Source organism: Streptomyces decoyicus (assembly GCF_019880305.1).
In the GTDB taxonomy this organism is placed as follows: domain Bacteria; phylum Actinomycetota; class Actinomycetes; order Streptomycetales; family Streptomycetaceae; genus Streptomyces; species Streptomyces decoyicus.
Genome location: NZ_CP082301.1, coordinates 197324 through 218196 on the forward strand (window position 1 = coordinate 197324; position 20873 = coordinate 218196).

The 20873-nt window shown below is 68.8% G+C and carries 18 protein-coding genes and 7 pseudogenes; 12 read left to right on the forward strand and 13 right to left on the reverse strand.

From position 1 onward, the window contains the following. Positions 1-177 precede the first annotated feature (177 nt). The 5 genes and pseudogenes from K7C20_RS00870 to K7C20_RS38925 form a co-directional block, all read right to left on the reverse strand. Positions 178-1095, reverse strand: a complete 918-nt coding sequence (locus tag K7C20_RS00870) for a class I SAM-dependent methyltransferase (RefSeq protein ID WP_030075099.1) — start codon at positions 1093-1095, stop codon at positions 178-180. A 280-nt stretch (positions 1096-1375) separates the two neighbouring features. Further along, positions 1376-2479, reverse strand: coding sequence for an NAD(P)-dependent alcohol dehydrogenase (locus K7C20_RS00875; protein ID WP_053209371.1), 1104 nt, complete (start codon positions 2477-2479; stop codon positions 1376-1378). Then, a pseudogene (locus K7C20_RS00880) lies at positions 2476-2859 on the reverse strand (aldehyde dehydrogenase family protein); the annotation flags it as partial. The pseudogene K7C20_RS00880 and the gene K7C20_RS00875, both read right to left, overlap by 4 nt. Next, a complete protein-coding gene (locus tag K7C20_RS00885) occupies positions 2852-3625 on the reverse strand; it encodes a (5-formylfuran-3-yl)methyl phosphate synthase (RefSeq protein WP_030075095.1) in 774 nt (257 codons plus the stop codon). The gene K7C20_RS00885 and the pseudogene K7C20_RS00880, both read right to left, overlap by 8 nt. Before the next feature lie 255 nt (positions 3626-3880). Next, positions 3881-4009 carry a hypothetical protein gene (locus K7C20_RS38925; RefSeq protein ID WP_259670628.1) on the reverse strand — a complete coding sequence of 43 codons (129 nt, stop codon included), beginning with the start codon at positions 4007-4009 and terminating at the stop codon, positions 3881-3883. Positions 4010-4014: 5 nt separating this feature from the next. Here K7C20_RS38925 and K7C20_RS00890 point away from each other — a divergent pair, with 5 nt between their 5' ends. Both K7C20_RS00890 and K7C20_RS37980 read left to right on the forward strand, forming a co-directional pair. After that, complete coding sequence (locus tag K7C20_RS00890; protein WP_030075094.1) at positions 4015-4599, forward strand: DinB family protein; 585 nt, start codon at positions 4015-4017, stop codon at positions 4597-4599. A 69-nt stretch (positions 4600-4668) separates the two neighbouring features. Beyond that, positions 4669-4761: pseudogene (locus tag K7C20_RS37980) on the forward strand (IS5/IS1182 family transposase); the annotation flags it as partial. A gap of 25 nt (positions 4762-4786) precedes the next feature. Here K7C20_RS37980 and K7C20_RS00895 read toward each other — a convergent pair. Further along, complete coding sequence (locus K7C20_RS00895) at positions 4787-5023, reverse strand: hypothetical protein (protein WP_150127251.1); 237 nt, start codon at positions 5021-5023, stop codon at positions 4787-4789. On the opposite strand from K7C20_RS00895, the gene K7C20_RS00900 reads away from it, so the two are divergent. The 4 genes and pseudogenes from K7C20_RS00900 (at position 5022) to K7C20_RS00915 (ending at position 7579) form a co-directional block, all read left to right on the forward strand. Then, on the forward strand, positions 5022-5621 hold the full coding sequence (locus K7C20_RS00900; protein WP_030075093.1) for a hypothetical protein: 600 nt from the start codon (positions 5022-5024) through the stop codon (positions 5619-5621). The two genes, K7C20_RS00895 and K7C20_RS00900, sit on opposite strands and share 2 nt — an antisense overlap. A 24-nt stretch (positions 5622-5645) precedes the next feature. Further along, positions 5646-5880, forward strand: a pseudogene (locus K7C20_RS00905) (IS5/IS1182 family transposase); the annotation flags it as partial. 14 nt (positions 5881-5894) lie between these two features. Continuing rightward, a pseudogene (locus tag K7C20_RS00910) lies at positions 5895-6367 on the forward strand (ATP-binding protein); the annotation flags it as partial. Positions 6368-6625: 258 nt separating this feature from the next. Continuing rightward, a complete protein-coding gene (locus K7C20_RS00915) occupies positions 6626-7579 on the forward strand; it encodes a GNAT family N-acetyltransferase (protein ID WP_030075092.1) in 954 nt (317 codons plus the stop codon). A 104-nt stretch (positions 7580-7683) separates the two neighbouring features. On the opposite strand, the pseudogene K7C20_RS39180 reads toward K7C20_RS00915, so the two are convergent. The 3 genes and pseudogenes from K7C20_RS39180 to K7C20_RS00925 all read right to left on the reverse strand — a co-directional run. Next, positions 7684-7797: pseudogene (locus K7C20_RS39180) on the reverse strand (IS630 family transposase); the annotation flags it as partial. Positions 7798-7866: 69 nt separating this feature from the next. After that, positions 7867-8409: a hypothetical protein gene (locus K7C20_RS00920; protein WP_245171287.1), complete on the reverse strand. Its 543-nt coding sequence runs from the start codon at positions 8407-8409 to the stop codon at positions 7867-7869. Between the two features lie 167 nt (positions 8410-8576). Beyond that, positions 8577-9128: pseudogene (locus K7C20_RS00925) on the reverse strand (GNAT family N-acetyltransferase). A 1037-nt stretch (positions 9129-10165) separates the two neighbouring features. Here K7C20_RS00925 and K7C20_RS00930 point away from each other — a divergent pair. Continuing rightward, positions 10166-10468, forward strand: coding sequence for a hypothetical protein (locus K7C20_RS00930; protein ID WP_030075089.1), 303 nt, complete (start codon positions 10166-10168; stop codon positions 10466-10468). A 227-nt stretch (positions 10469-10695) separates the two neighbouring features. Here the strand turns inward: K7C20_RS00930 and K7C20_RS00935 are convergent, their stop codons facing one another. Beyond that, positions 10696-11535: a MerR family transcriptional regulator gene (locus tag K7C20_RS00935; RefSeq protein ID WP_222892553.1), complete on the reverse strand. Its 840-nt coding sequence runs from the start codon at positions 11533-11535 to the stop codon at positions 10696-10698. A 370-nt stretch (positions 11536-11905) separates the two neighbouring features. Here K7C20_RS00935 and K7C20_RS00940 point away from each other — a divergent pair, with 370 nt between their 5' ends. Then, positions 11906-12232, forward strand: a complete 327-nt coding sequence (locus K7C20_RS00940) for a hypothetical protein (protein ID WP_053209370.1) — start codon at positions 11906-11908, stop codon at positions 12230-12232. A 509-nt stretch (positions 12233-12741) separates the two neighbouring features. On the opposite strand, the gene K7C20_RS00945 is transcribed toward K7C20_RS00940, so the two are convergent. Together K7C20_RS00945 and K7C20_RS00950 are read right to left on the reverse strand one after the other, a co-directional pair. Further along, the gene (locus tag K7C20_RS00945; protein ID WP_030075085.1) at positions 12742-13452 is read right to left on the reverse strand and encodes a haloacid dehalogenase type II; all 711 of its coding nucleotides are present in this window, start codon (positions 13450-13452) and stop codon (positions 12742-12744) included. A gap of 1452 nt (positions 13453-14904) precedes the next feature. After that, positions 14905-15201 (reverse strand): helix-turn-helix domain-containing protein, encoded by a 297-nt coding sequence (locus K7C20_RS00950; protein ID WP_030075084.1) that lies wholly within the window; start codon positions 15199-15201, stop codon positions 14905-14907. Positions 15202-15308: 107 nt separating this feature from the next. On the opposite strand from K7C20_RS00950, the pseudogene K7C20_RS39380 reads away from it, so the two are divergent. Further along, positions 15309-15494 (forward strand): annotated as a pseudogene (locus tag K7C20_RS39380) (transposase); the annotation flags it as partial. Positions 15495-15691: 197 nt separating this feature from the next. Here the strand turns inward: K7C20_RS39380 and K7C20_RS00960 are convergent. Beyond that, positions 15692-16366, reverse strand: coding sequence for an SRPBCC family protein (locus K7C20_RS00960; RefSeq protein ID WP_030075083.1), 675 nt, complete (start codon positions 16364-16366; stop codon positions 15692-15694). Positions 16367-16550: 184 nt separating this feature from the next. Here K7C20_RS00960 and K7C20_RS00965 point away from each other — a divergent pair, with 184 nt between their 5' ends. The 3 genes from K7C20_RS00965 (at position 16551) to K7C20_RS00975 (ending at position 20798) form a co-directional block, all read left to right on the forward strand. Beyond that, positions 16551-17204: a TetR/AcrR family transcriptional regulator gene (locus K7C20_RS00965; RefSeq protein WP_030075082.1), complete on the forward strand. Its 654-nt coding sequence runs from the start codon at positions 16551-16553 to the stop codon at positions 17202-17204. 699 nt (positions 17205-17903) lie between these two features. Then, entirely contained in the window at positions 17904-18875 is a 972-nt protein-coding gene (locus K7C20_RS00970) for a LysR family transcriptional regulator (protein ID WP_078953242.1), read from the forward strand. A gap of 507 nt (positions 18876-19382) precedes the next feature. Further along, positions 19383-20798, forward strand: coding sequence for an MDR family MFS transporter (locus K7C20_RS00975; protein ID WP_245171249.1), 1416 nt, complete (start codon positions 19383-19385; stop codon positions 20796-20798). Positions 20799-20873: the final 75 nt, after the last annotated feature.

Below are 20873 nucleotides of genomic sequence, written 5' to 3' on the forward strand. Positions count from 1 at the left end.
CGCTTCCTGCGGCTCGGAGTGTCCGGGTGTGCTGACCTGAAGCCCACGCCAATGTCGTTGTCTCTTCAGAGGTTCCCGATGACTGGTGGTCGCAGAACGTTTCGTCGGCGGCGGCCGGCGGCGGCGCCTGAATGCTCCGGCCCTCAAAGGCGGCGAGGGCGACGGATGCTCTGCCGGTCAGTCGTGTCCCACCGCCCAAGGCTTGTTCGCGAACACCCACCGGTTGCCCGCCAGCGCGTCGTTCTGCTCGGGTAGCGGGCCGCGACCGTGCTCGCGGGTGAAGTCGAAGGGGGTACGGACCGAGGTGGACCAGCCCTTGCCCGCCAGCTCACCTGCGGAGTCGGGCCGCGGCTCTCCGTCGAACAGGTGGAGCAGGTCGATGCCGATCTGGTCTTTCGTCGAGGTGTAGAGCGGGCTGTCGCGGTATGCCAGCAAGTCCTTTTCGAGCTTGACCTCGAACGCCAGGGCGCTTCCCCCCGCGCTCAACCGGTCCACCGTGTCGATGAGGTACATCTCGGCGGCGCTGGGCAGATAGAACAGCAGCCCCTCGGCCAGCCAGGCGCTCGGTGCGTCCGTGTCGAAGCCGGCGTCGGTCAGCGCTCCGACCCAGTCGGCGCGCAGATCGACCGGGATGGGTACGCGCGCTGCCTTCGGGGTGGCCGACAGTCCGACGAGCACCTTGTGCTTGAACGCCAGCACGCCTTCCCTGTCGATCTCGAAGATCACGCAGCCGGGAGGCCAGTCGAGGCGGAACGCCCGCGAATCCAACCCCGCCCCGAGCAGGACTACTTGGCGGGCGCCCGTATGCACCGACCGGAGGAGAAAGTCGTCGAGGACCCTCGTCCGCAGGCCGAAGTAACGCGCGAAACGACCCCACAGCGGGTCCGCGTCCCCGTCCGGTACCTGTTGCATGCGGACCGGCCAGTCCGCCGACGCCGGTGCGGCGAGTACAAAGTGCTCTGCGTAGACGTCCCGCGCCAAGCTGTCGTGGCGGTGGGTCTCGATCGCCCGTGCCGCGGCAACCATGAGAGCGGTCAGGCCGACACCCCCTTCCACGTCTTCCACACCGGTGTTCCGATGGACTGTGCCGACCATGTGTCCTCCCTTTAGCGTAAAGCGAGCGGAGACCCCGGACAGCGCGGAATACGAATGGTGGATCCGCGGTGAACGCACGACGCCACAGCTCTGGGCGGCCCGTTCCTCGAGGCGTACCCGATGGCGCGCAGCCCTGCGGCCACCCGGCTCATCACTCCGTCCGGCTGTCGTGGGGCAGTTCGCCGGACGGGCCGACCACGGCGGTGCGGCGTGCGCGGCCGGGCGCCGGATGGCGGTCGATCAGAGTCGATCAGATGGGGAGCGACGTTGAACGCCTCGCTCATCGATCCCTCCCCTCCGGAACCAGGACGGGTTTGACCACGCGGCCCGCGTCGCAGTCACGTTCGGCCTCGTTGATGTCGGCGAGCGGGTACGTACGGATCAGCTGGTCGAAGGGAAACCGCCCTGCCTGCCACAGCCCGGTCAGCCGTGGAATCAGCAGTCCCGGCACCGCATCCCCCTCGCAGAGGTGGGAGATCCTCCGGCCCCGGTCCAGTGCCCCCGGTTCGAGCGGCAGCACGGTGTGGAGCCGTGCCACCAGGCCGAGGTGGCCGGTCGGGCGCAGGGCCCGGAGCGCGTCGTTGATCAGCTGGGCCGATCCCGTGGTGTCCAGCGCGTACTGGGCGCCGCCATCGGTCAGTTGCTGAATGCGGCCGGGTAGGTCGGACGAGGCGGCGTTCAGCGGGATTGCGCGGAGCCGTTCGGCGAGGGCCAGCCGTTCGGGGTGCCGGTCGACGGCCACGGTCACGGCCCCGGCGGCGGTGGCCGCCATCACCGCGGCCAGGCCGACCGCTCCCACGCCGAAGACCGCGAGGGTGTCGCCGGGGCCGACGCCGAAGGAGTTGAAGACCGCTCCGGCGCCGGTGAGGAAGCCGCAGCCGAGCGGCCCGAGCAGTTCGATGGGCAGCGAGGGGTCGACCCGGACGACGTTGCGGGCCGGGACCATCGCGTACTCGGCGAACGAGGACTGGCCGAACCACCGGGGGGCCAGTTCGCCCCCGGCCGCGTCGGTGAACCGCGCCGCGTTCTCCTTGCGCCCTTCGAAGAGGTTGAGCGAGGCGAAGGAGTCACAGTAGGCGGGGGCCGCTCCCATGCAGCTCCGGCAGTGTCCGCAGGAGTCGAAGCTCAGCACGACATGGTCACCGACCCTCAGGCCGGTGTCCGGGCCGCCCGTCTCCACCACGACCCCGGCTCCCTCGTGGCCGAGCACCGCCGGCAGCGGTGAGCGGCCCGCCGCACGCCGGACCGCGAGATCGGTCCGGCACATCCCGCAGCCCGCGATCTTGACCAGGACCTCGCCGTCGGCCGGACCCGCGTTCAAGATCACCTCCTCGACGGCGAACCGGCTCTCGTACGAGCGCAGTACCGCCGCATGGAACCTCATCGTCCCGCCTCCTGCGGACGGTGCACGACGAACGGCCTGAGGTCCCCGTAGAGCCCCCACGGCCCGCCCGCGACGCCGACACCGCTCTGCTTGATGCCCGCGAAGGGCCGAGCTGGGGACGGTTCCGCGTGGTGGTTGATGCACACAGTCCCGCACTCCAGCCGGACGTCCACCGCCTCGGCCCGGTCGAGGCCGGTCCCCCACACCGAGCCGCCCCGCCCGAAGCCGGCGTCGTTGACCGCCTCGACGGCTTCGCCGAGGCTTCCGTACGGCAGCACCGGACCGAACTGCTTCTGCGTCACCACCGGGCTGTCGGAGGGATCAGCGGCCAGGATCGTCGGGGCGAAGCAGGAGCCGGGCCCATGCCGGCGGTCAGCTCGCGGCGACGACGGCTGCGTATTCCCGGGCATGCCGGTCCATCTCCATCCGGAAGTTGGCCACCAGCTGCGGCTGGATCCTTCCGGTGTTGCGGTCGCCCCCCTCGCAGACCGCCCCGCGCACCCCCACGATGTCCGTGCCGATGCGGGTCAGCACTCCGAGGTCTGCCACCTTGACGCTGCCCGCGAGGGCGGCGAGCAGACCAGCCTCGTGGGCCAGCCGGACGAACTCCGCGCAGACGTCGGGCGGAACATGGTTGAAGAGCCGTGTCCCGTCCTTGACCGCGGTGTCGAGCATGGCCGCGTCGGAGCCGGAGCGGCGGGCGATGTCGGGCAACGCGAGCGGGTTGACGCAGCCGATCCGGTGGGCGTCGGCGTAACCCGAGGCGACGACGAACGCGTCCGGCCGATAGTCCTTCACTGCCCGGACGACCCCTCGCATGACGTCGACGGCCTGATCGGGCGTCGTGCATCCGTAGAGGCCGACCTTGATGTAGGTGGCTCCGGAGACAGCTGCACCGAGCGCCGCCTGGGCCACCGTGCCGGGCTTGTACGGTACGTCTCCCACCGTGGCGGACACCGGCTTGTCCGCCGGGACCGCATCGCGGATCGCTCTGATGACCCACGGGAAGTTCGCGCCGAGCGAGCCCTCGTCGGGCTTTTTGACATCGACGATGTCGAGGTGCTCCGCTGCCTTCGCGCAGTCGAGGGCCTCCTCGACGCTGTCCGGGGAGATGAGAAGCAACAACGTGAATTCCTTCCACTGCATGTCCACCCGCCAAAGGGCAGGTGTGCGGAGTCGCCTGGATCACGTGCGGTCTGCTCATCATTGCTGCGGCCCGTGACCACCGGGAGGGCGCGCGGAGTTCGAACGGGTCATTGCCATGATGTGCCCACGCTCCCCAGCACACCGTTCACGCCGCTTCGGACCAGCCGCACTCGGTGGCGACTCGGGTCTCGGCGTTGCTCATCTGCCAGACAGGACGCGTCCGACTTCGCGCGCGGGCGGGGCTAAGAGGGTGTCTCACGTGGCACGTTTCGCGAGCTTCTTGTAGCAGGTCAGGGCGGCGGCCATGGCCAGGCCTCGGCTCTGCCAGTCGTTCCGGACCACATACGGGATCTTGAGACCACGAGCAGCCCATGGCAGGCTCATGCCGCATGATCGATGAATTCGCGAAAGACAACCTGCACGGGAGACTGCGGCGGGACCGCAAGGCGCTGCTCTGGAAACTCGACGGCTTGTCCGAATACGACGCCCGCCGGCCTTTGACAGCGACCGGGACCAACCTCCTCGGCCTGGTCAAACACGTGGCCACCGTCGAGGCCAGGTACTTCGGCGAGGTCTTCGACCGCCCTTCCCCGGAACCGCTGCCCCGGTGGCAGGACTCCAACGGCAGCGATCTGTGGGCGACCGAGGACGAGACCCGCGATCAGATCACCGGGTTCTACCGGCGCACGTGGGAACACTCGGACGCGACGATCAACGAGCTTCCCCTCGACGCCCCCGGCCACGTGCCGTGGTGGCCGGAGCCTTATGCCGACACGAACCTGTTCGCCATCATGGTCCACGTCCTCGGCGAGTCCATCCGGCATGCCGGGCACGCCGATATCCTGCGCGAGGGCCTCGACGGCCGGACCGGGTTGCGCGCCGAGCACGAGAAGCAGATCGACGAGGAAGCCCGTGCAGCCTACTGCGCGAAGATCGAGCAGGCCGCCAGGTCGGCCGCACCAATCAAGGCTTAGAGGTTGTCTCACGTGACTTGATGTTCGTGCGGCATGCTGCCGGTCGTGGGTGCTGATCCATCGAACGTCCGATACGAACGAAACGGCTCGCACTTCCTCGCCTTCCTCGGCCTGGCCGCCGCCCTGACCTGCTACAAGAAGCTCGCGAAACTTGCCACGTGAGACACCCTCCAAGGCTTTTCGATCGTCAGCTCCAGCCGCCGCCTACGGCTCGGTGGGACACGATCGAAGCGATCAGCGCCTTGCGCAGGCCGGGAATGATCTCGCCGAGCTGTTGAGCAAAGGCTTTGAGGGTCTGCTTGTGCGCGCCGCTCGCGTCCGTCGAAAAGAACGCTCGCCTCCTTCGGTACGCAATACGGTCGCGGCCAGGTCGTCCAGCGGGGCCACCGCCGAACGCACGTACGGCCGGATATCGTCCTGCCATGACAGACGAAGAACCTCAAGACCCTGCCGATCACGTCGCCGCATGCCCCATCACCCCGCGTCTGGTGGAGCAGATCGTCGGCCTGGCCGGACTGCCGTTGGGCGACTGGGCAGTCTCCGAGGCGGCGATGCGGCGTCTGGGCTGGTGCGAAGCCGGCGACGACTTGCCGTGGGAAGACACATTCGTCACCGCCGAGGGGCATCTCGCCCATCTCGGGGACGCCCTTGCCTTGTCATTCGCCCACTTCTACTGGGTGGACGGCGACGCCTGGGGCGAGGATTTGTGGGGCACGTTGCCGGGCTGGTCCAGTCAGGCAGACGCCGGACGTGAGGTCTTCGACGCGCACATCGATGCGGCTGTCGCCGCGTTCACCCAACGGCTCGGTCCACCGGAGCACGACGTCACGGCCGAAGGCGGCACCCTTGCCATGGGAGAGGGCGACTGGCGCCACGCAGCTTGGCGTTGCGGGGACAACCTGCTCGTCATCGGCCCACGCCATGAAGGACTCTCCTACTTCCAGTTCGAGGAGGCCGTCGTCTACATAGGCCCGATCGAGGCGGCCGCTCCGCTGCCTGCCCTCCACGACTTCGTCTCCTGACCACCATCCGGCGGCCGCCCCGGACTGCCGCGCTGCACAACCGGACCGCCGCCCTGCACCAAGTTGGTGACCGCACCGCGGCGTGAGCGCGCGGACGCGATCCGCAAGGGCCGGCCGTGGAGCCTTGCGCTGGAGGACCGTGTACTGCTGGTGGCGGCGGCCTACTGACGCACGAACTCGACGATGTGACAGCTGACCCCCGCTGTCCGGCGTCTCGAAGTCCGCAACTGACCGCGATTTCGACCACCTTGGCCCCATGCGGCCACCCCTACCCATACCCTCGCCGGCTGCGAATGGATCAAGAAGAGCCCGCCGCTCTGCCTGCGCGGCGACTCCGGCACTGGCAAGTCCGACATGCTCATCGCCCGGGGCACCGAGGCGGCGATGAGGAGCTACCGCGTCCGCTACACACTCGCCACGAAACTGGTGAACGAGCTGGTCGAGGCCGCCGACGAGCGGCAACTGAACGAGACCATCCCCCGCTACGGCCGCGTCGGCCTGCTCTGCATCGGCGAACTCGGGCGCGTGGAACTCGACCGCCACGGCGCCGAATTCGTCGTCCCGGTCCTCACCGAACGCGAGGAGAAGAACAGCATCGCCATCGCCTCATACGAGTCGTTCGGCGGCTGGACGAAGACCTTCACCGTCCCCGGCTCTGCCCGGCCATCGTCGACCGGCCCACCTTCAACGGCACCATCATCGAGACCGGCACCGACTCCTACCGCCTCGCCTGCACCCGAGTCTGAGCCGCAGCCGTAGCCGTAGCCGTAGCCGTAGCCGAGGCCAACTGGCGCCGTATCAGGCAACGTTCGCTCTGTGGGGCGTGACGCGCGTCGGTCGATGTCCGCAGTCGGACGGTGTACTGGAGGGGCATGGCTGCCCGGCCCGCCATCGGCTCCGCCACCACGACGATGCGCTTCGGGCGTTGTGCTGTTGACTGCCGCGATCGGCGTGCCCGGAAAACGGTTCGACGGTTTTGCGGTGTCCTGACACAGTGGCGCACTATGCCGAACTTCGAGCTTGTGACCGCCGCTGATGTGCAGCTCATGCAGGGTCTGGCGCAGCGTGTCACCGCCACCCGCCCGGACCTGGTGAACGGCGACGCGACGTTCGGCGAGCTGGCCTGGAACTGGGGGAAGGGGCACGCCGGCGACGGCGCGAGCTGGCCGCGTCAACTGTGGTTCTCCAGCGGGAACCTGGTGGCGTGGAGCTGGGCCTGTCTTCCGCACCAGGTGAGGCGGAGCGACGGGTCGGTGAAGGACGTCACCGGCGCCTATCTGGCGTATCAGGTCCATCCCGACCACGCCGGACTGGTTGACGAGGTGATCGACTGGTACGACGGCACGGCGGCGGACATCGAGCGTACGGTGATGCCGAGCGCCGCCGATGAGTTCGCCCTGAAGCGGTGGGCGGCGCACGACTACGTGACCGACCCGGCCTCGCTCGGCGACGCCGGGACCTGGACCCAGCTCAACGAGCGGGACCTCACCGACGTGGAACAGCCGGTACTGCCGGACGGATTCCGGTTCCGCACCGCCGATGAGGCCGGGCCGAAGGCCGCGGTCCAGGCCCATCTGGACGCCTGGGCTCCGTCGACGTACACGGCGGAGGGCTACCAGGGCGTCCGGAAGACGGCGCCATATCGCGGCGACCTGCACATCCTGGTGGAGGCGCCGGACGGAACGATGGCGTCCTCAACGATCATGTGGCTCGACGAAGCGAACAGGACTGCTGAGTTCGAGCCGGTAGGGACGCATCCGGGCTACCGGCGTCGGGGGCTGGGAAGGGCGATGCTTCTGCACGGGATGCATCTGGCGCGGTCGGCCGGGGCCACTCATATGACGGTCGCGTGCCTGGGTGCGCCGGGGCATCCCCAGGCGCGCGGGCTGTACTACAGCGTCGGGTTCCGGCAGTTCACGCGGGACGTGCCACTCATCAAAACCAGGGCCGCGGGCTGAGGACTGGTCGTTCGGGCAGTCGCTGGTCGGCCACATCGGCTCGGGCGATGACCTGACGAAGGGGGCGCCCCCTGCTCGAGCGAAGCCGACGGCTTGGGGGAGGTGTCGTCGGCGTGTCGGTTTCGCCAGATGAGGTAGCGGCGGACCAGGCTGCCTTGCTCTGTGTGGCTGCGGTGGTCGGTGCTGTCCCGGGCGAAGTAGCGCAGCGCGGTGGACTGGACTCGGGCAGCAGAGTCTCCTCGCGTACGCCGACCGATCCCGTCCGTCTCGGCGGCACAGCATTGCCGTCACTTCTCGTGAACATTCCCGCGCAGGTTGACGGCCAACTGCTGCTGAAACTCATCCACAACAGCTGTCGCTGAAGTAATGGAAGCCACACGATCGGCTTCAACATCGAATCCGAGCACCGGATGACCGTCGTCGCCCTCGGGCTCCATCAGCACCGGCTTGCCCAGCCGCCGACCGATATCCCGCAGAAAACGGCAGAAGACGTCGAGCCGTTCCTGTCCCTGAAGCTCCCGCAGGTCCACATCGAAGTCGATCTCCTCCGCCGCATGGAAACGGAAGATCGCCAGTACCTCGGTAGAGGGCCAGACCCGCAGCTCAGGGAACTCGGCGTCGGCCGGGCGGGAGAGGACCGTCTCCGCCCTCGGCAACGGCAGCACCGTCTCGCCCTCGGAGTACTGGCACTTCCAGCCGCGCTCACCGACGAGATCGAGGAGTGCCTGCCAGTCCTCCACCGAGGCATCCGGGACATGCACGTCCGGCAGCGAACCCATCAGATCAGGATCGAAGAAGTACGCAACGTCATCCCACAGCAGATCAGACACCCCGCCATACTGAGGCATTTTCAACCTGGTTGGCGAGCGCGCAGCGCGGCTGACATTGCCCATCCCCGTACGCTCCCCCTCCGACGTGTTCCACGAGGTCAGGCGCCATTCCGAGGCCGGCGACCGATCGGTAACCTCGTGGATCCGTCGCGCTGTCGGGCACGAGCTCAGCCGGACGGCGTGACCGAGGTCCACACGCCGAACCACTGCTCGGCGTCGTACTCCTCGAACCGCTCCACCTCGGTGAACCCCAGCTTCGCCGCGAGGCGCATCGAGCGGTCGTTGGCGGTCTGGGTGCAGAGCACCACCGGCTCGCTGGGAAGCGCGCCGGTGAACCAGTCGAGTGCCGCTGCGCACGCCTCGGCGGCGTACCCGCATCATCCCCACGCCTCCGGCAGGAACATGTAGCCGAGCCCGGCCTCCCCGGCATCCGGATGGCAGTCCCCCGGACGCGCTGCCTCGCGCCGATCGAGCGTGATCATGCCGATCATCGCTCCGTCGAGATCGACCACGAAGAGGCCAGGGCGCCGCCCGGGCACTTCAGGCACCGCGCGCTCGAGCTCATCACGCGGTCTAGGGCCACCGATGTAGGTGCCCACCTCTGGCGTGGCGAACAGCTCGATGAACGCCGCACGGTCCCGGGCCTCGGGCTCACGGAGCACGAGCCGCGCTGTCCTGATCGGGGCAGGTGGCCAGGCGACGGGGCCGAGCTCAGTCATGGCGGCCAACCTATCGCACGCCCGCCGGGCAGGAGTTTTCTTCTTGGCCATGCCCCGAGGTCAGCGGTGTGGTCGGCGGCCACCGCGTGGGACCGCCCGGCGGAAGGCTGAGCGTCGCCGGCGGAGGCCGGCAACGTGACACCGAGCGTGAGTGCGGCGGCGGCAGCGCCCGCAGGACCGGGGGCGGACAGCATGGGCGGACCTGCAATGGTGTGTGCCATGGACTCTGAGCCGAGCACCGGTCCCGCCCGCCACTACGACCGGGGAGGATGGCTGGCTCAGTTCACCGGCCACATACTTGTGGTCTGTCCTCGATGCGGCGGCTGCGCTCTCGTCCTTCCCCGGCCAGGCCTCCCTGAGCGCAAATACGTCAATGAGTTGTTGTACCAGCCACGCCGCCTGGCCTGCCGAGGGTGTGGTGCCGTCACTGATTGGGAGCCGGAAGTTCGGGATGCCGGGCTGGCCGCAGCAGCTCCCGGTGGCACAGAGGATCCATTCTTCCGAAGGCCGCTGTGGCTGCAGACCCGCTGTGTCGGCCAGATCCTGTGGGCCTACAACGAGGAGCACGTCAACGAACTGTCGGCCTATGTCGGTGCCACCTTGCGCGAGCACGGGGCGAGTCCGAAGAGGGCGATGCTCACGCGGCTGCCACGGTGGATGAATAGGTCTGACAACCGCTCTGATGTCCTGGCCGGCCTGGAGAAGCTGCGCGTGCTGGCCCAGCGGTCAACTCCCGCCGATCGGTCCGATGCCGCCCATGAACGTGGGGACCGCCCTCAGCCCTATCGTGCCCTGTACTTCCGGGGCGGTCCGTACGAGAGCACATCCTGAGGCACTGCTCGCGGCCCTCGATCGATAGGGATGGCGGGACGTGTCTCAGCCGAACTGCTCCGTCGTCTCCATCTCGAAGTGCCAGCCCGCCTGGGGTGGGCCGGTCCGCCTTGTTCCTGTGGGTGGATGGCATTGGGTACTTTTCCCCGGAGGGGTGAGTACGAGACCTGATGCGTTCCCCTTGCACTGCTGCTGGAGTGGGCAGCATGGTCATTGATGACGTCCAGTCCCCCATCCATGCCACCTGGTGGAAGGCGCCTTTGGTCGCGTCGCTTCCTGGTCTGCCCGCACTTGTGTGGGAGTACATGACGTTCCGGGCCGACGGCTATACCAGCGGGATCGAGAGGGCGATCGTGATCGCCATGGTGCTGCTTGCCGGGTCCTGGCTCCTCCCCCACCGCCGTTCCGTGCGCGGCCTGCGCATGGCTGCCGCGGGCACCGCGCTCGGCCTGGCGATGCTCCCCCTGCTCTACGCCATCCTGCTCGGGGCGGCCATGGCCTCGGGATGAGCGAGCAGGTCCTCTTCATGGCGACGCCCTCGGGGATGTCTCCCCACTCGGTGATCGGTGGCCGCTGCAGCAGGCGATCACGGCGCGGTGCAGGTGGTCTCGGCGTCCCGGCCGGAGTGGGTCACCTCGTTCACGGGCCCGCAGCCTCGGCAGTCCTGCAAGTGGGTACGGGTGGTGGGCGGATACTTTCGATGCTTCTCGGTGCGCAGGGGTCGCCGCTCGTCGATTCACCCGTCCGTGCTGATCTCGTCGAGCTTGCAGATCGCCGCAGTGGTTTCGACACCGTCGTCGTGCAGCAGGTGACGCATGCGGGTGATGTCGACGTAAGCGCCGTCGAGGGGACGCGGGGCCAGGCGCGAGAGCGCGGTGCAGTATTTGGCGATCGAGGTTTTGCCCGGGATGAATATCGACAGTTCGTCCCGGGCCTCGAAAATCTGCACCTCGACGTCGCCGGGCAGCGCCGCCAGGGCTTCCTCGTCCGCCGTGATAGGAACCTTCACCAGCCAGCACGGCCCCTCACCGGTGCGGGCCTGCCTCCTCTGCTCCGGGGTCTCGCCGGCCAGGGTGTGCCAAGCAGGCCCCGACACCACGGCTCCGCAGGACTCCACGGTCTTGACCATGTCCTGAACGGTGGCGGCGATGGCGGCATCGGCCTCGTACCACTCGTGCTGGTCGCGCCCAGCTGACGTGCCGGGCACCGGCTTCGACACCACAGTCATCTCGGGTGCGTGGCGCCGGCGCACCTCCGGCCACGAGTTGAAGAACGTGCGCGCGTCCCGGATCGCCTCGTCCTGAGCCTGCCGCTGGCGCGCTACCTCTGCGCTGTGCTGCTGCAACAGGGCCGGGGTCGCGTCCGGCTCGTCGAGAGCACGCCGGACGAGCTTGACGCTCATCCCGGTCCCCCGCAGGACGGTGATCAGCATGGCCTGTTCGACCTGCTCCAACAGGTACGAACGGTAGCCGGTCTGCTCATCGACGTGGGCCGGGACGAGCAGACCCTCGGAGTGGTAGTACCGCAGCGTCTGCGGCGTCAGATGGCACATTTCGCTGAATTCACTGATCGACAACATGACGCCATGTTTGCCCTTACAGCAACTGCAAGGTCAAGCGTCCGAGGCTGCGCGGCGCAGCGCACCCAGCCTGCGTGCAGTGCGGACACTGGCTCCGGACACGCGTGATCGTGAGCTCCGGCGCTCCATACCCGGCACAGGGTCCGCGGCCTGCCGGTCCTCGACGGGCACCGCCCGGTCGGATCGGTGGCGCTGGTCAATGTTGCCCGCGTCCTGCGCGGGCCCAGGTCGGCGGCCTCCTCGGCACCCTCTCCCCCGGCTGACGTCGGCATGCGCCGCCCGGGTGGCGACGCATGCCCACCAGACGTGGACTGGTATTGCCCCGGCAGAGCCGCCGGAAAGCTGACCGAAGAAAGGGTGAGCAGCCGTGCCCGCAGGATCCAGTAAGAAACGTGAACGGCAGTACGAGCACATCAAGGAACAGGCCGAGGAGCGTGGCACCTCGCAGAAGCGGGCCAAGGAGATCGCCGCCCGCACGGTGAACAAGGAACGCGCCCGCTCCGGCGAAGCCAAAACCGCAAGCAAGACCTCCATCCGCGATCCGAAATCCGCACCCCAGCATGGCGGCGAACGCTCCCACCGCGGACCCGTCAGCCCGACCAGAGACCAGCTCTACGAAGAGGCCAGGAAGAAGAACATCGAAGGCCGCTCCACCATGAACAAGGACCAACTGCGCCGGGCCGTCGGCCGCTGAACCACTTGCCCGCCAGGCCCGCATGGAGAAACGAGTCGGGCGTGGCCTGTCGCTTCCCGCGGCAGGCCACGCCCGACGTCTGAGGTGCTGTGCAGTCGGCAGGCTCGGGCAAGGTCGCAGTTCCTACAGACGCCGGGGCACGCGGCCCCGGACGCCGGGCACGCGCACCCAGACGCCGGGGGCACGCGGCCCGGCCGGGTGTGTCGCGGAAGACCCGCTCGATCTCACCCTGGATGTGGTGTCTGTTGCGGAAGCCGTCGGAGACCTCCCTGAGTGGACGGTCAGCCGGCTGCCTGTTGCGAGGGCGAGCCGGTTGCTTGTGTGGCGGCCCAGGAGGCGAGTAGGCGCAGCCCTCCTTTGCCCGGTGGGGAGCCGGCGCAAGCGTCACCGTCGCGTTCTTCCGGCCCGCGGCAGCCGCGCTACCGCCGGGCCGTGCCGGGCCGTGCCGGGCCGTGCCGGGCCGTGCCGACTGTCCCCGCTTCCTCGGGATGTCCTGTGGCCGGCCTTGGTCAACCCGTCGCTCCCAGGGCCCGGGCCAGGCCGATCACGTCGTCGGCGACGAGGTCGACCCCAGCGGGTGGGTCGACCCGCTCGGCGTCCGGCCCCCACTCCAGCGGGCGTGGGACATAGGCGGTGCGCAGCCCGGCCTCGGCGGCGGCTTCGAGGTCGTCGGGGTGGCAGGCCACCATGAGGAGCCGTCGCGGCTCCACCTCGAGCAGCTCTGCGGCCATGCGGTAGACACGGGGGTCGGGCTTGTAGGACCTGGCCAGCTCGGCCGACAGAATGCAGTCGAACCGCAGCCCTGCCTGTTTGGTGAGGCCTGCGAGCAGGCCGACACCTCCGTTGGACAGCGTCGCGGTGATCACACGGGTGTGGTGGAGCAGTTCCAGACCGGCTGCGGCGTCGGGCCAGGGGCGCAGACGGTGCCAGGCCTGCACGAGCGCGTCCCGTTCGGCCTCGCCGAGTTCGTCGAGGCCGTGCTCGGCCACGACGTCGTCGAGCATGAGCCGGTGCAGATCGTCCAGCGGCCGCCAAGGCAGCTCTCCGCCCAGGACCCGCTCCAGCACCGGGCGGTAGCGGCGTCTCCAGGCGTCGGTGACAGCGGGCCAGTCGGCATCCAGTCCGGCCCGGCCGCCGATATCGGCCAGCTCCCTGGTCACGCTGGAGCGCCAGTCGGTCATCGTCCCGAAAACATCGAATACAGCGGCATCAACGTCCATACGGCATCCCCCGGCCCCTCAACTCATCGTTTGCCTCGGTGACTTGGCGCGTCGCCGAGCATGCCTCACCTTGCCTTTCCGTGTGCGTGGTGAGGCGCGTTCCGGTGCAGCAGCGAAACGACGACGCGCGGGGGAGAGCACCCTCTGCATCGAAGAAGGGACACTGCTCCGCGAGACCGGGCCGCGGCAGGCAGCCCGCCCGTACCACCGCGGCCGGTGCAGTGCAGAGAGAAGCCGTCAAGGCTGCTGAAGAGCCGTCAGGCGCTGCTCCGATCCCAAGAGTGCGGGTACGTGATCTGTTCCTCGGCAAGGGTGTCGATCCGGCACCCAGCGTCTGGAGTTCGACTTGCCACGTAATCCTCGTGTCCACAGGCAGGGCGTGCACGCGGCGACCATGTCCGCGGCGTTCTTGGTGAGGCTCACCAACCGGGGTCGAGGCGAGGCCGGGGCACGGTGGAAGCCACAACCGGCTCAAGAGCAGCAAGGTCGGCCTCCCGCGGCTCCGGAGCCAGCCCCTCAGGGCGCGTTGGCGGATAATGGCTGCACCACCAGCCTGAAGCCGGCGGAGCGCAAGCGCTGCTGGAACAGTGGTGCGGCCAGTGAGCCCCCTGCTGCCCCTCCGCCCCGTGCAGTTGGATTGCGCGTACCTGCACCGGTGTTCAGGAAGCCCTCGAGTTCCAGACAGATGCCGCCATCTTCGACGGTCGAAGCTAGCAACGCCTGCACAGGAGAGGCACCAGGTTTTCAGGTAGGGCACAGCCTGGCGGCCGAGTAGGTGCGCCGCCGGGTGGAGCGCCACCGTGCCGCTCGCTCTCGGCCACGCTTGTTCCGACCTCCCCGTCTTCTTCCACAAGGCCCGAGCGCACCGACCAGAGGGCCGTGCTGCCACTCGTGCTGCGCGAGGCTTTCGCCGTCCTGGAGGATGCGGCAGCGGCCGGGCACCTGAGCACGTACGGACGGGACGGGCACCTGATCCGGCTTCACGGAGGCTGATTACCGTCGAGGAACTGGACCGCCTGGCCACGAAGCCGCCGGCTCCCCAGACCGCCGACTGCGTGCTGTGCAGCTTCCGGTCAGCCGGGTCGAGTGCAACGCGCTCGAGTTGGCCCTCGACGGCCGGGGCAGACCGATGAGACAGCCGAGCGTGATCGGCAGGTCTTCGCCTCCACGCCCCCGCACGGCGGTGAACGACCTTCCCTCGCTCCTACGCCCCGGCCCACCCATCACGCAGGCATGCCTGCTGGCGGTCGCCGCATGCCCAGTGACGACGAAACCGGCCCCGTGGTGGTGGAAGCAATTACCGGAGAGGTGAGGAGGCAGACTGGACCAGTCGGAGGGATCCGACACTCAAAGCCCGGGGGTGTCGCCGCGCCGACCACCGAGAGGCCTGACGGCACCCCCGTTGCGTCCCCGGCGGGACCGGCATAGGTGCAGGGAAGACCTGGCCTGCCGTCAGCCGAACTGCGAGCGGGCGAGCTCCAGGGCCAGGCGCAGCTCCAAGGCGTTGTCCGTGAGGGCTGTCGGGGGCAGGAGTTCCTGGGCGTGTTTGACCCCGTAGGTGACGGTGTTGCGGGCCACGTGCAGCCGCCCGGCGGCGGCGCGCAGGCTGCGTCCCTCGGCGAGGTACACGCACAGGGTTTTGCGCAGTTCCCCTACCCGGGTGCTGTTGGAGGCCAGGGGGCCGAGCAGGTCGTGTACGAACCAGTGGGCGTGTGTGGGGTCGGCGGTGGCCAGGGCGACCAGGCGCACCTCGCTACCGCTTCCGCTGCCGCCCCTCAGCCCTTAGTACATCTCCCTTCGAGCCGTAGCTCGCTGTTCTGGTCATCCTCAGCAGGGGGAAACCTGACTGACGACGGGTGGGTTGTGCTGGCGCCGCTGCTGCCGAAGATCACCAACCGGTACGGCCGGCGACGGAAACACAGGTAGGTGTCAACGGGTTCATCCACCGGCTCACCACCGGCCGCCAGTGGCGCGAGCTGCCGGAACGCTACGTCCCCTGGCAGACCGTGCCCAAGCGGCAACAGTTGTGGTCGGCGGACGACACCTGGGAACGGCCGCTCCAGCGCATCCAGGGCCGTCGTCGACGCCAAGGGCCGCATCGACCGGGACATCGGTGCCAACTCCGCCTCGGTGCGGACCCACCGGCACGCCGTCGGGGCTCCGAAGGCCCCGTCGGCACCGCCCCAGGGCCTCAAAGGGGGCCGCACAGAGGCCAGTTCACGTGCACGCGTACTCGCGCCTACGCGTGTTCCTGGAGGAACCGGTTGTGGGCGCGGGTTTCGGCGGCGGACTTCACGTCGCGCAGCCAGGCTTCGAGGCCCTCGCGGAGGATTTTGGTCGCGGTGGGAACGTCCGCTTCCACCTGGGCGCCGGTGTGGGTTTCCTCGGTGCTCACGCGGACGCCGCCCTTGACCTTGGTGAAGTTCCAGACATGGACGCCGTCGATGCGCAGTCCTTCGCCGATCGCGGGGCCGGTCCAGCGGATGCACGAGTTGGGCTTGATCTGCTGGACGGTCGAGGTGATCTCCAAGCTGGTGGCGGGAGTCGAGGGGTTGGGGGGTATCGGGATCGTCCACCTGAATGCCGAACCCTTGCGGAAGGGGCCGTGGTCGAGGCGTTCCACGGTCTCGACGGGGGTCTGCCAGGACGGCCAGCGCTCCACGTCGGTCTGTAGCTTCCAGGCGGTGCGCAGCGGGGCGTTGATCACGGTCTCGGTCCGGTGGCGGACGAGAGCGTCGGGGTCGACGCCCTTCCCGCGGCAGGTGAGGGACTTGCCGGGGTGGGAGGTGTGGGAGGTGTGGGAGGCGTGGGAGCCGACGGCCCCGGCGGGTGCGGCAGCGGTGCCGAGGACGCCGAGGACGAGCGGGATGGGGAACAGGGCGGCGCGGAAGCTGGTGCTGCGGATGCCGGACATGGAGTTCTCCTCTGTCGGTCGGGGTGAGCACGCCTGTCGGTCACACCGCGCAGCCCACCCGGATAGAAGCTCACGCGTTCGTTAGATGTTATAACGTCGCGCGGAGCGGCAGGTCAATGGGTGCGTGATAGCTTCTAACCAACCCTTGAGGATGTAGCCGGATGGATGGGGGCGATGGCAGGCCATGACGACAACAGGCGCGAACACCCCGCGGGAGCGCTATCGGACCCAGGTGCGAGCGGAGATCACGCAACGCGCGTGGGAGCAGATCGCCACGGCGGGAGCGTCCGCGCTCTCCCTCAACGCGATCGCCAAGCAGATGGGCATGAGCGGGCCGGCGCTGTACCGCTACTTCGCCAGCCGCGACGACCTGATCACCGAACTCGTCCGGGAGGCGTACCGAAGCCTCGCCGAAACTCTCCGCACGGCCTCCGCCACCGGTGCCGACCTGGCCGGGCTGGCGCACGCCCTGCGCGACTGGGCCCTGGCGGACCCTCAGCGGTACTTCCTCGTCTACGGCACCCCCATCCCCGGCTACCACGCGCCCGCGGACACCACGGCCATCTCCTCCGAGATCATGACGACCCTGCTCGACGCGTGCACGGCGGTCACACCGGGCGGCACCGCGACACCCTTCGGCACCTACCTGGAGGACCACCGGGACTGGGCCGCCGGCCACCCCGCCTCACCCGAGGCCCTCCACCGGTTCCTGACCTTCTGGACCCGCCTCCACGGCGTCCTGTCGTTGGAGCTCGCCGGTCATTTCACCGGCATGGGCCTCGACCCCGCCCTGCTCTTCGCGGCCGAACTGGACGACCTGCTGGCCCCCCGACCCTGAGGTCGCATGCGGTGCAACGCCCCCCGATCCGGTTCGGAGGCGCGCCGGGGCCTCGTCCGGCCACAGCAGCATCAGTGGGCCGGCCACGAGAGCATCGGGCGATCTGCGGTCGGCACTCCCCCTGCCCGGTTCCGCGGCCCGGCCGAGAGCACGGCCCATCCGCCGTCGCCACCCGGGGCGGAGACAACAGCCGGACACAGCCGAGACGACCACGGCGACCACGGCGACCACAGCGACCACAGCGACCGCAATGGAGCTGCACCGCCGTCTCCTCCAGCACTCCACCCGCCACGTCCGCCAGTCGGCCGGCTGGCCGGCTGGCGGGCGTGGCGGGCTGGCGGGTCGGCCAGCCGGGCCGCCAGCCGAAGGCGCACCAACGGCCCATGCCCTCCGCAGCCGCGACGGGGGACCAAGAACATCGGGTACGGCTGCCTAATCCCACACCTCGGGCCCACCGCCCTGCCACTCGATCAGGCTATGGTCATCGAGGGCGATGAGACTGTCGTCGATTCCGGCCTGCCGCAGGAACCGCACCACGTCAGTGGTGCTGTAGGCCACACCGAGAGCTACCCCGCCGAGAGTCACCGGACGGCCTCCGTCGCTGGCGGGCGGACAGACATGAAGAGGGGCTTGCTTCACCATGTCCCCAGCTTTCACCCGAACATCTCCCGCCGCACCTGCTGTCGCCCGTATCAACAGATGGCCACCCACCATCGAGACGGGAGTTCGCGGACCGGTTCGTGCGGCGGCCGGGCGGCACAAGCGCTGTTCATCGCGCAGCCGGTCCTCAGCCGGCAGATCCGCGCGTTCGAGCAGGAGTTGGGATGTCTGCTGTTCACGCGGACCACGCGCAGCGTTGAACTGACGCCCGCGGGGCGGCAGCTGTACGACGAAGCGCGAAGGATCACCACGGTGGTGGACACGGCCCTGCGGCGCGTGCACGAGGCCGATCGAGGCGAGCAGCGGCTCGTCATCGCCTTCTCCCCCGGCCTTCACGTGTCGGACGCGATCCGGGCGTTCACGGCGAGCCACCCGAAGGTCCAGATCGATGTCTTTCCGCTGCGCTGGTGGGAGCAGGACGCACCGCTTCGCGACGGCCGAGCCCACGTCGGATACCTCCGGCACCCCTTCGACGATTCGGGGCTGCGCACCGTCCCCATCGGCCACGAGACCAAGGTCGCCTGCCTGCCCGTGACGCATCCACTGGCCGACCGTCACACACTCACGTCGGCCGATCTCGACGGTGAGCCGATCCTCGACGTCAGGACGCGGCGGACGTCCTCATTGGAGGAGAAGTTCGAGCTCATCGCCTCCGGGCAGGGCCTCGCGCTCGTCCCCCTCAGCGTCGCGGGCTCATACTCCCGCCCTGACCTCGTCTACCTGCCCGTGACCGATGCCTTGCCTGTCGAGACCTGCCTGGCGGCACCGGAGAGCAGCTGCGCGGGCCCCGTACCGGACTTCCTGGACATCGCCACCGCAACACTGCGCCGGCACTCCGGCGATACGGAGCTGGAGGAGGCCGGGGCCGCGAGCCCGGCGGCCGACGGCCGACGGCAACGGACGCCAAGGCCGGAAACCCGGCGCACGCGCCGTCCACACACTGACCGAGTAGGCGGAACAGCAGCACGCCGCGGCCCTTGGGCGAGATCACCGCCATGTCCGCCTTTGTGACAGCCCTCCTGGACCACATCGGCCCCCCTTTCTGGATATCAGGAACCTTCTGGACCGCCACTGGCGTCGGCGGGCCCACTACGACCAGCAGCCCCCATCCGTGAGTGTCTTGGCCTCTCCGTCCTCTCCAACCTCTCCGTCCTTACCGTCCTCGAACTGTTCTCCCTCACGTGATGGCCCTCACGACGAGGCGGCGGGAGGTGCCCTGGTGCAGGTCCCCGGCGTCGTAGCACGCGTCGATGAAGCGCGGGCCGTCTGCCACGGCGTCGCCGACGGGTGGCTTCGTGAGCAGGGGGAAATTCGGGTGAGATCGGCGCGACGATGCGAAACACTCGCGCTGACCGATGAGTTTTACTACGAGTGCCGGTCTCTTCCTACAATCACCACCCACGTCCGTGCCGACAGCCCCTGGCTGCGAGGCGACTGTGACCAGGAACCCCAGCGAGGTGCTGCATGTCAGCTGTGATCCAAGAACGACCGCCCGTGCAGGCGGGCCGCATACCGACCGTGGTGCGGCTGCTGGTGCTGGCCACGTTCGTGGTGATCCTGAACGAGACGATCTTGATCAACGCCATCCCGAGGTTGATGGAGTCGTTGCACGTCACCCAACAGTCGGCGCAGTGGGTATCCACCGCGTTCATGCTGACCATGGCCGCCGTGATTCCGGTCACCGGCTGGTTCCTCCAGCGGGTCACCACCCGCCAGGCCTACGCCATCGCGATGGGCGTGTTCCTCGCCGGTACCGCTCTGTCAGCCGTCGCGCCGTCCTTCGAGGTGCTGCTGCTGGGTCGGATCGTGCAGGCCGCAGGTACAGCCGTGATGATGCCCCTGCTGATGACCACGTTGATGATCGTGGTGCCTGAGCAGGACCGCGGTCGGGTGATGGGCAACGTCACTCTGGCGATCTCGGTGGCGCCCGCGCTCGGACCTGCCGTGTCCGGGCTGATCCTCCAGGTCGGCTCCTGGCGAATGCTGTTCGTGGCCGTCCTGCCGATCGCCGCTCTGGTGACCCTGTTCGGGCTGCGCAAGGTCGACAACATCAGCGAGCCGCAGGTGAGCTCCATCGACTGGCTCAGTGTCTCCGTGGCGGCGCTCGGCTTCGGCGGCCTGGTGTACGGCCTGAGCCTCCTCGGCGAAACCGGTGGCAGGGTCGGGCTCGGCATCGGCATCGTCGTCGCCGGGGTCGCGGCAATCGCGGTTTTCGTGATCCGCCAGCTCAAGCTGCAACGCACCGGCGTGCCGCTGATGGACCTGCGCACCCTCGGGCACCGCACCTTCGGCCTGTCCTTGGCCCTCATATCCATCGGCTTCCTGGCGATGCTCGGGTCGATGATCCTGCTGCCGCTGTACCTGCAGAACATGCGCGGGCTCAGCCCGCTGGAGACCGGCCTGCTGGTCATGCCGGGCGGTCTGGCCATGGGGCTGCTCGGACCGACCGTGGGAAAGATGTTCGACCGGTTCGGCAGTCGGCCGCTGGTACTGCCCGGCTCGATCGGCATGGTGATCGCCCTCGGCGGTTTCACCCAGGTCTCGATGACGATGCCGTACTGGCAAGTGCTGGGACTGCACGCGCTGCTGATGGTGAGCCTTGCGGCGACCTTCACTCCCGTCTTCACGCTTGGCATGGGCGTGCTTCCCCCGCATCTGTACTCGCACGGCAGCTCGATGCTCGGGACGTTGCAGCAAGTCGCCGCAGCGTTCGGGACCGCGCTTGTGGTGACCGTGATGACCGCGCGCACCGGTCACCTGGTCGCCGACGGCGTCGCCGCCGCGCCCGCAGAGCTGAGCGGGATGAAGCTGGCCTTCGGTGTCGCCGCCGCTCTCGCCTTGGTGACCATCGTCGTTGCCGCGAAACTGCCGCGCCGGATCGTTGCCGCCGGCGCCCAGGACGGCAGCGTCGCGGAGCAGCCCACCGGATCATGAGGCCCGGGTGAAGCTCGGACCGCCCGCACTGCGGAATCCACAGCGCAGACCGTGACGCACCGGCCCACCAGCCAA

What these genes read in the sequence shown, in the direction of transcription:
- K7C20_RS00870 (WP_030075099.1), bottom strand. Translation starts at nt 1,095, where the DNA reads ATGGTCGGCACAGTCCATCGGAACACCGGTGTGGAAGACGTGGAAGGG.
- K7C20_RS00875 (WP_053209371.1), bottom strand. Translation starts at nt 2,479, where the DNA reads ATGAGGTTCCATGCGGCGGTACTGCGCTCGTACGAGAGCCGGTTCGCC.
- K7C20_RS00885 (WP_030075095.1), bottom strand. Translation starts at nt 3,625, where the DNA reads ATGCAGTGGAAGGAATTCACGTTGTTGCTTCTCATCTCCCCGGACAGC.
- K7C20_RS38925 (WP_259670628.1), bottom strand. Translation starts at nt 4,009, where the DNA reads ATGAGCCTGCCATGGGCTGCTCGTGGTCTCAAGATCCCGTATGTGGTC.
- K7C20_RS00890 (WP_030075094.1), top strand. Translation starts at nt 4,015, where the DNA reads ATGATCGATGAATTCGCGAAAGACAACCTGCACGGGAGACTGCGGCGG.
- K7C20_RS00900 (WP_030075093.1), top strand. Translation starts at nt 5,022, where the DNA reads ATGACAGACGAAGAACCTCAAGACCCTGCCGATCACGTCGCCGCATGC.
- K7C20_RS00895 (WP_150127251.1), bottom strand. Translation starts at nt 5,023, where the DNA reads ATGGCAGGACGATATCCGGCCGTACGTGCGTTCGGCGGTGGCCCCGCT.
- K7C20_RS00915 (WP_030075092.1), top strand. Translation starts at nt 6,626, where the DNA reads ATGCCGAACTTCGAGCTTGTGACCGCCGCTGATGTGCAGCTCATGCAG.
- K7C20_RS00930 (WP_030075089.1), top strand. Translation starts at nt 10,166, where the DNA reads ATGGTCATTGATGACGTCCAGTCCCCCATCCATGCCACCTGGTGGAAG.
- K7C20_RS00945 (WP_030075085.1), bottom strand. Translation starts at nt 13,452, where the DNA reads ATGGACGTTGATGCCGCTGTATTCGATGTTTTCGGGACGATGACCGAC.
- K7C20_RS00960 (WP_030075083.1), bottom strand. Translation starts at nt 16,366, where the DNA reads ATGTCCGGCATCCGCAGCACCAGCTTCCGCGCCGCCCTGTTCCCCATC.
- K7C20_RS00965 (WP_030075082.1), top strand. Translation starts at nt 16,551, where the DNA reads ATGACGACAACAGGCGCGAACACCCCGCGGGAGCGCTATCGGACCCAG.
- K7C20_RS00970 (WP_078953242.1), top strand. Translation starts at nt 17,904, where the DNA reads ATGGCCACCCACCATCGAGACGGGAGTTCGCGGACCGGTTCGTGCGGC.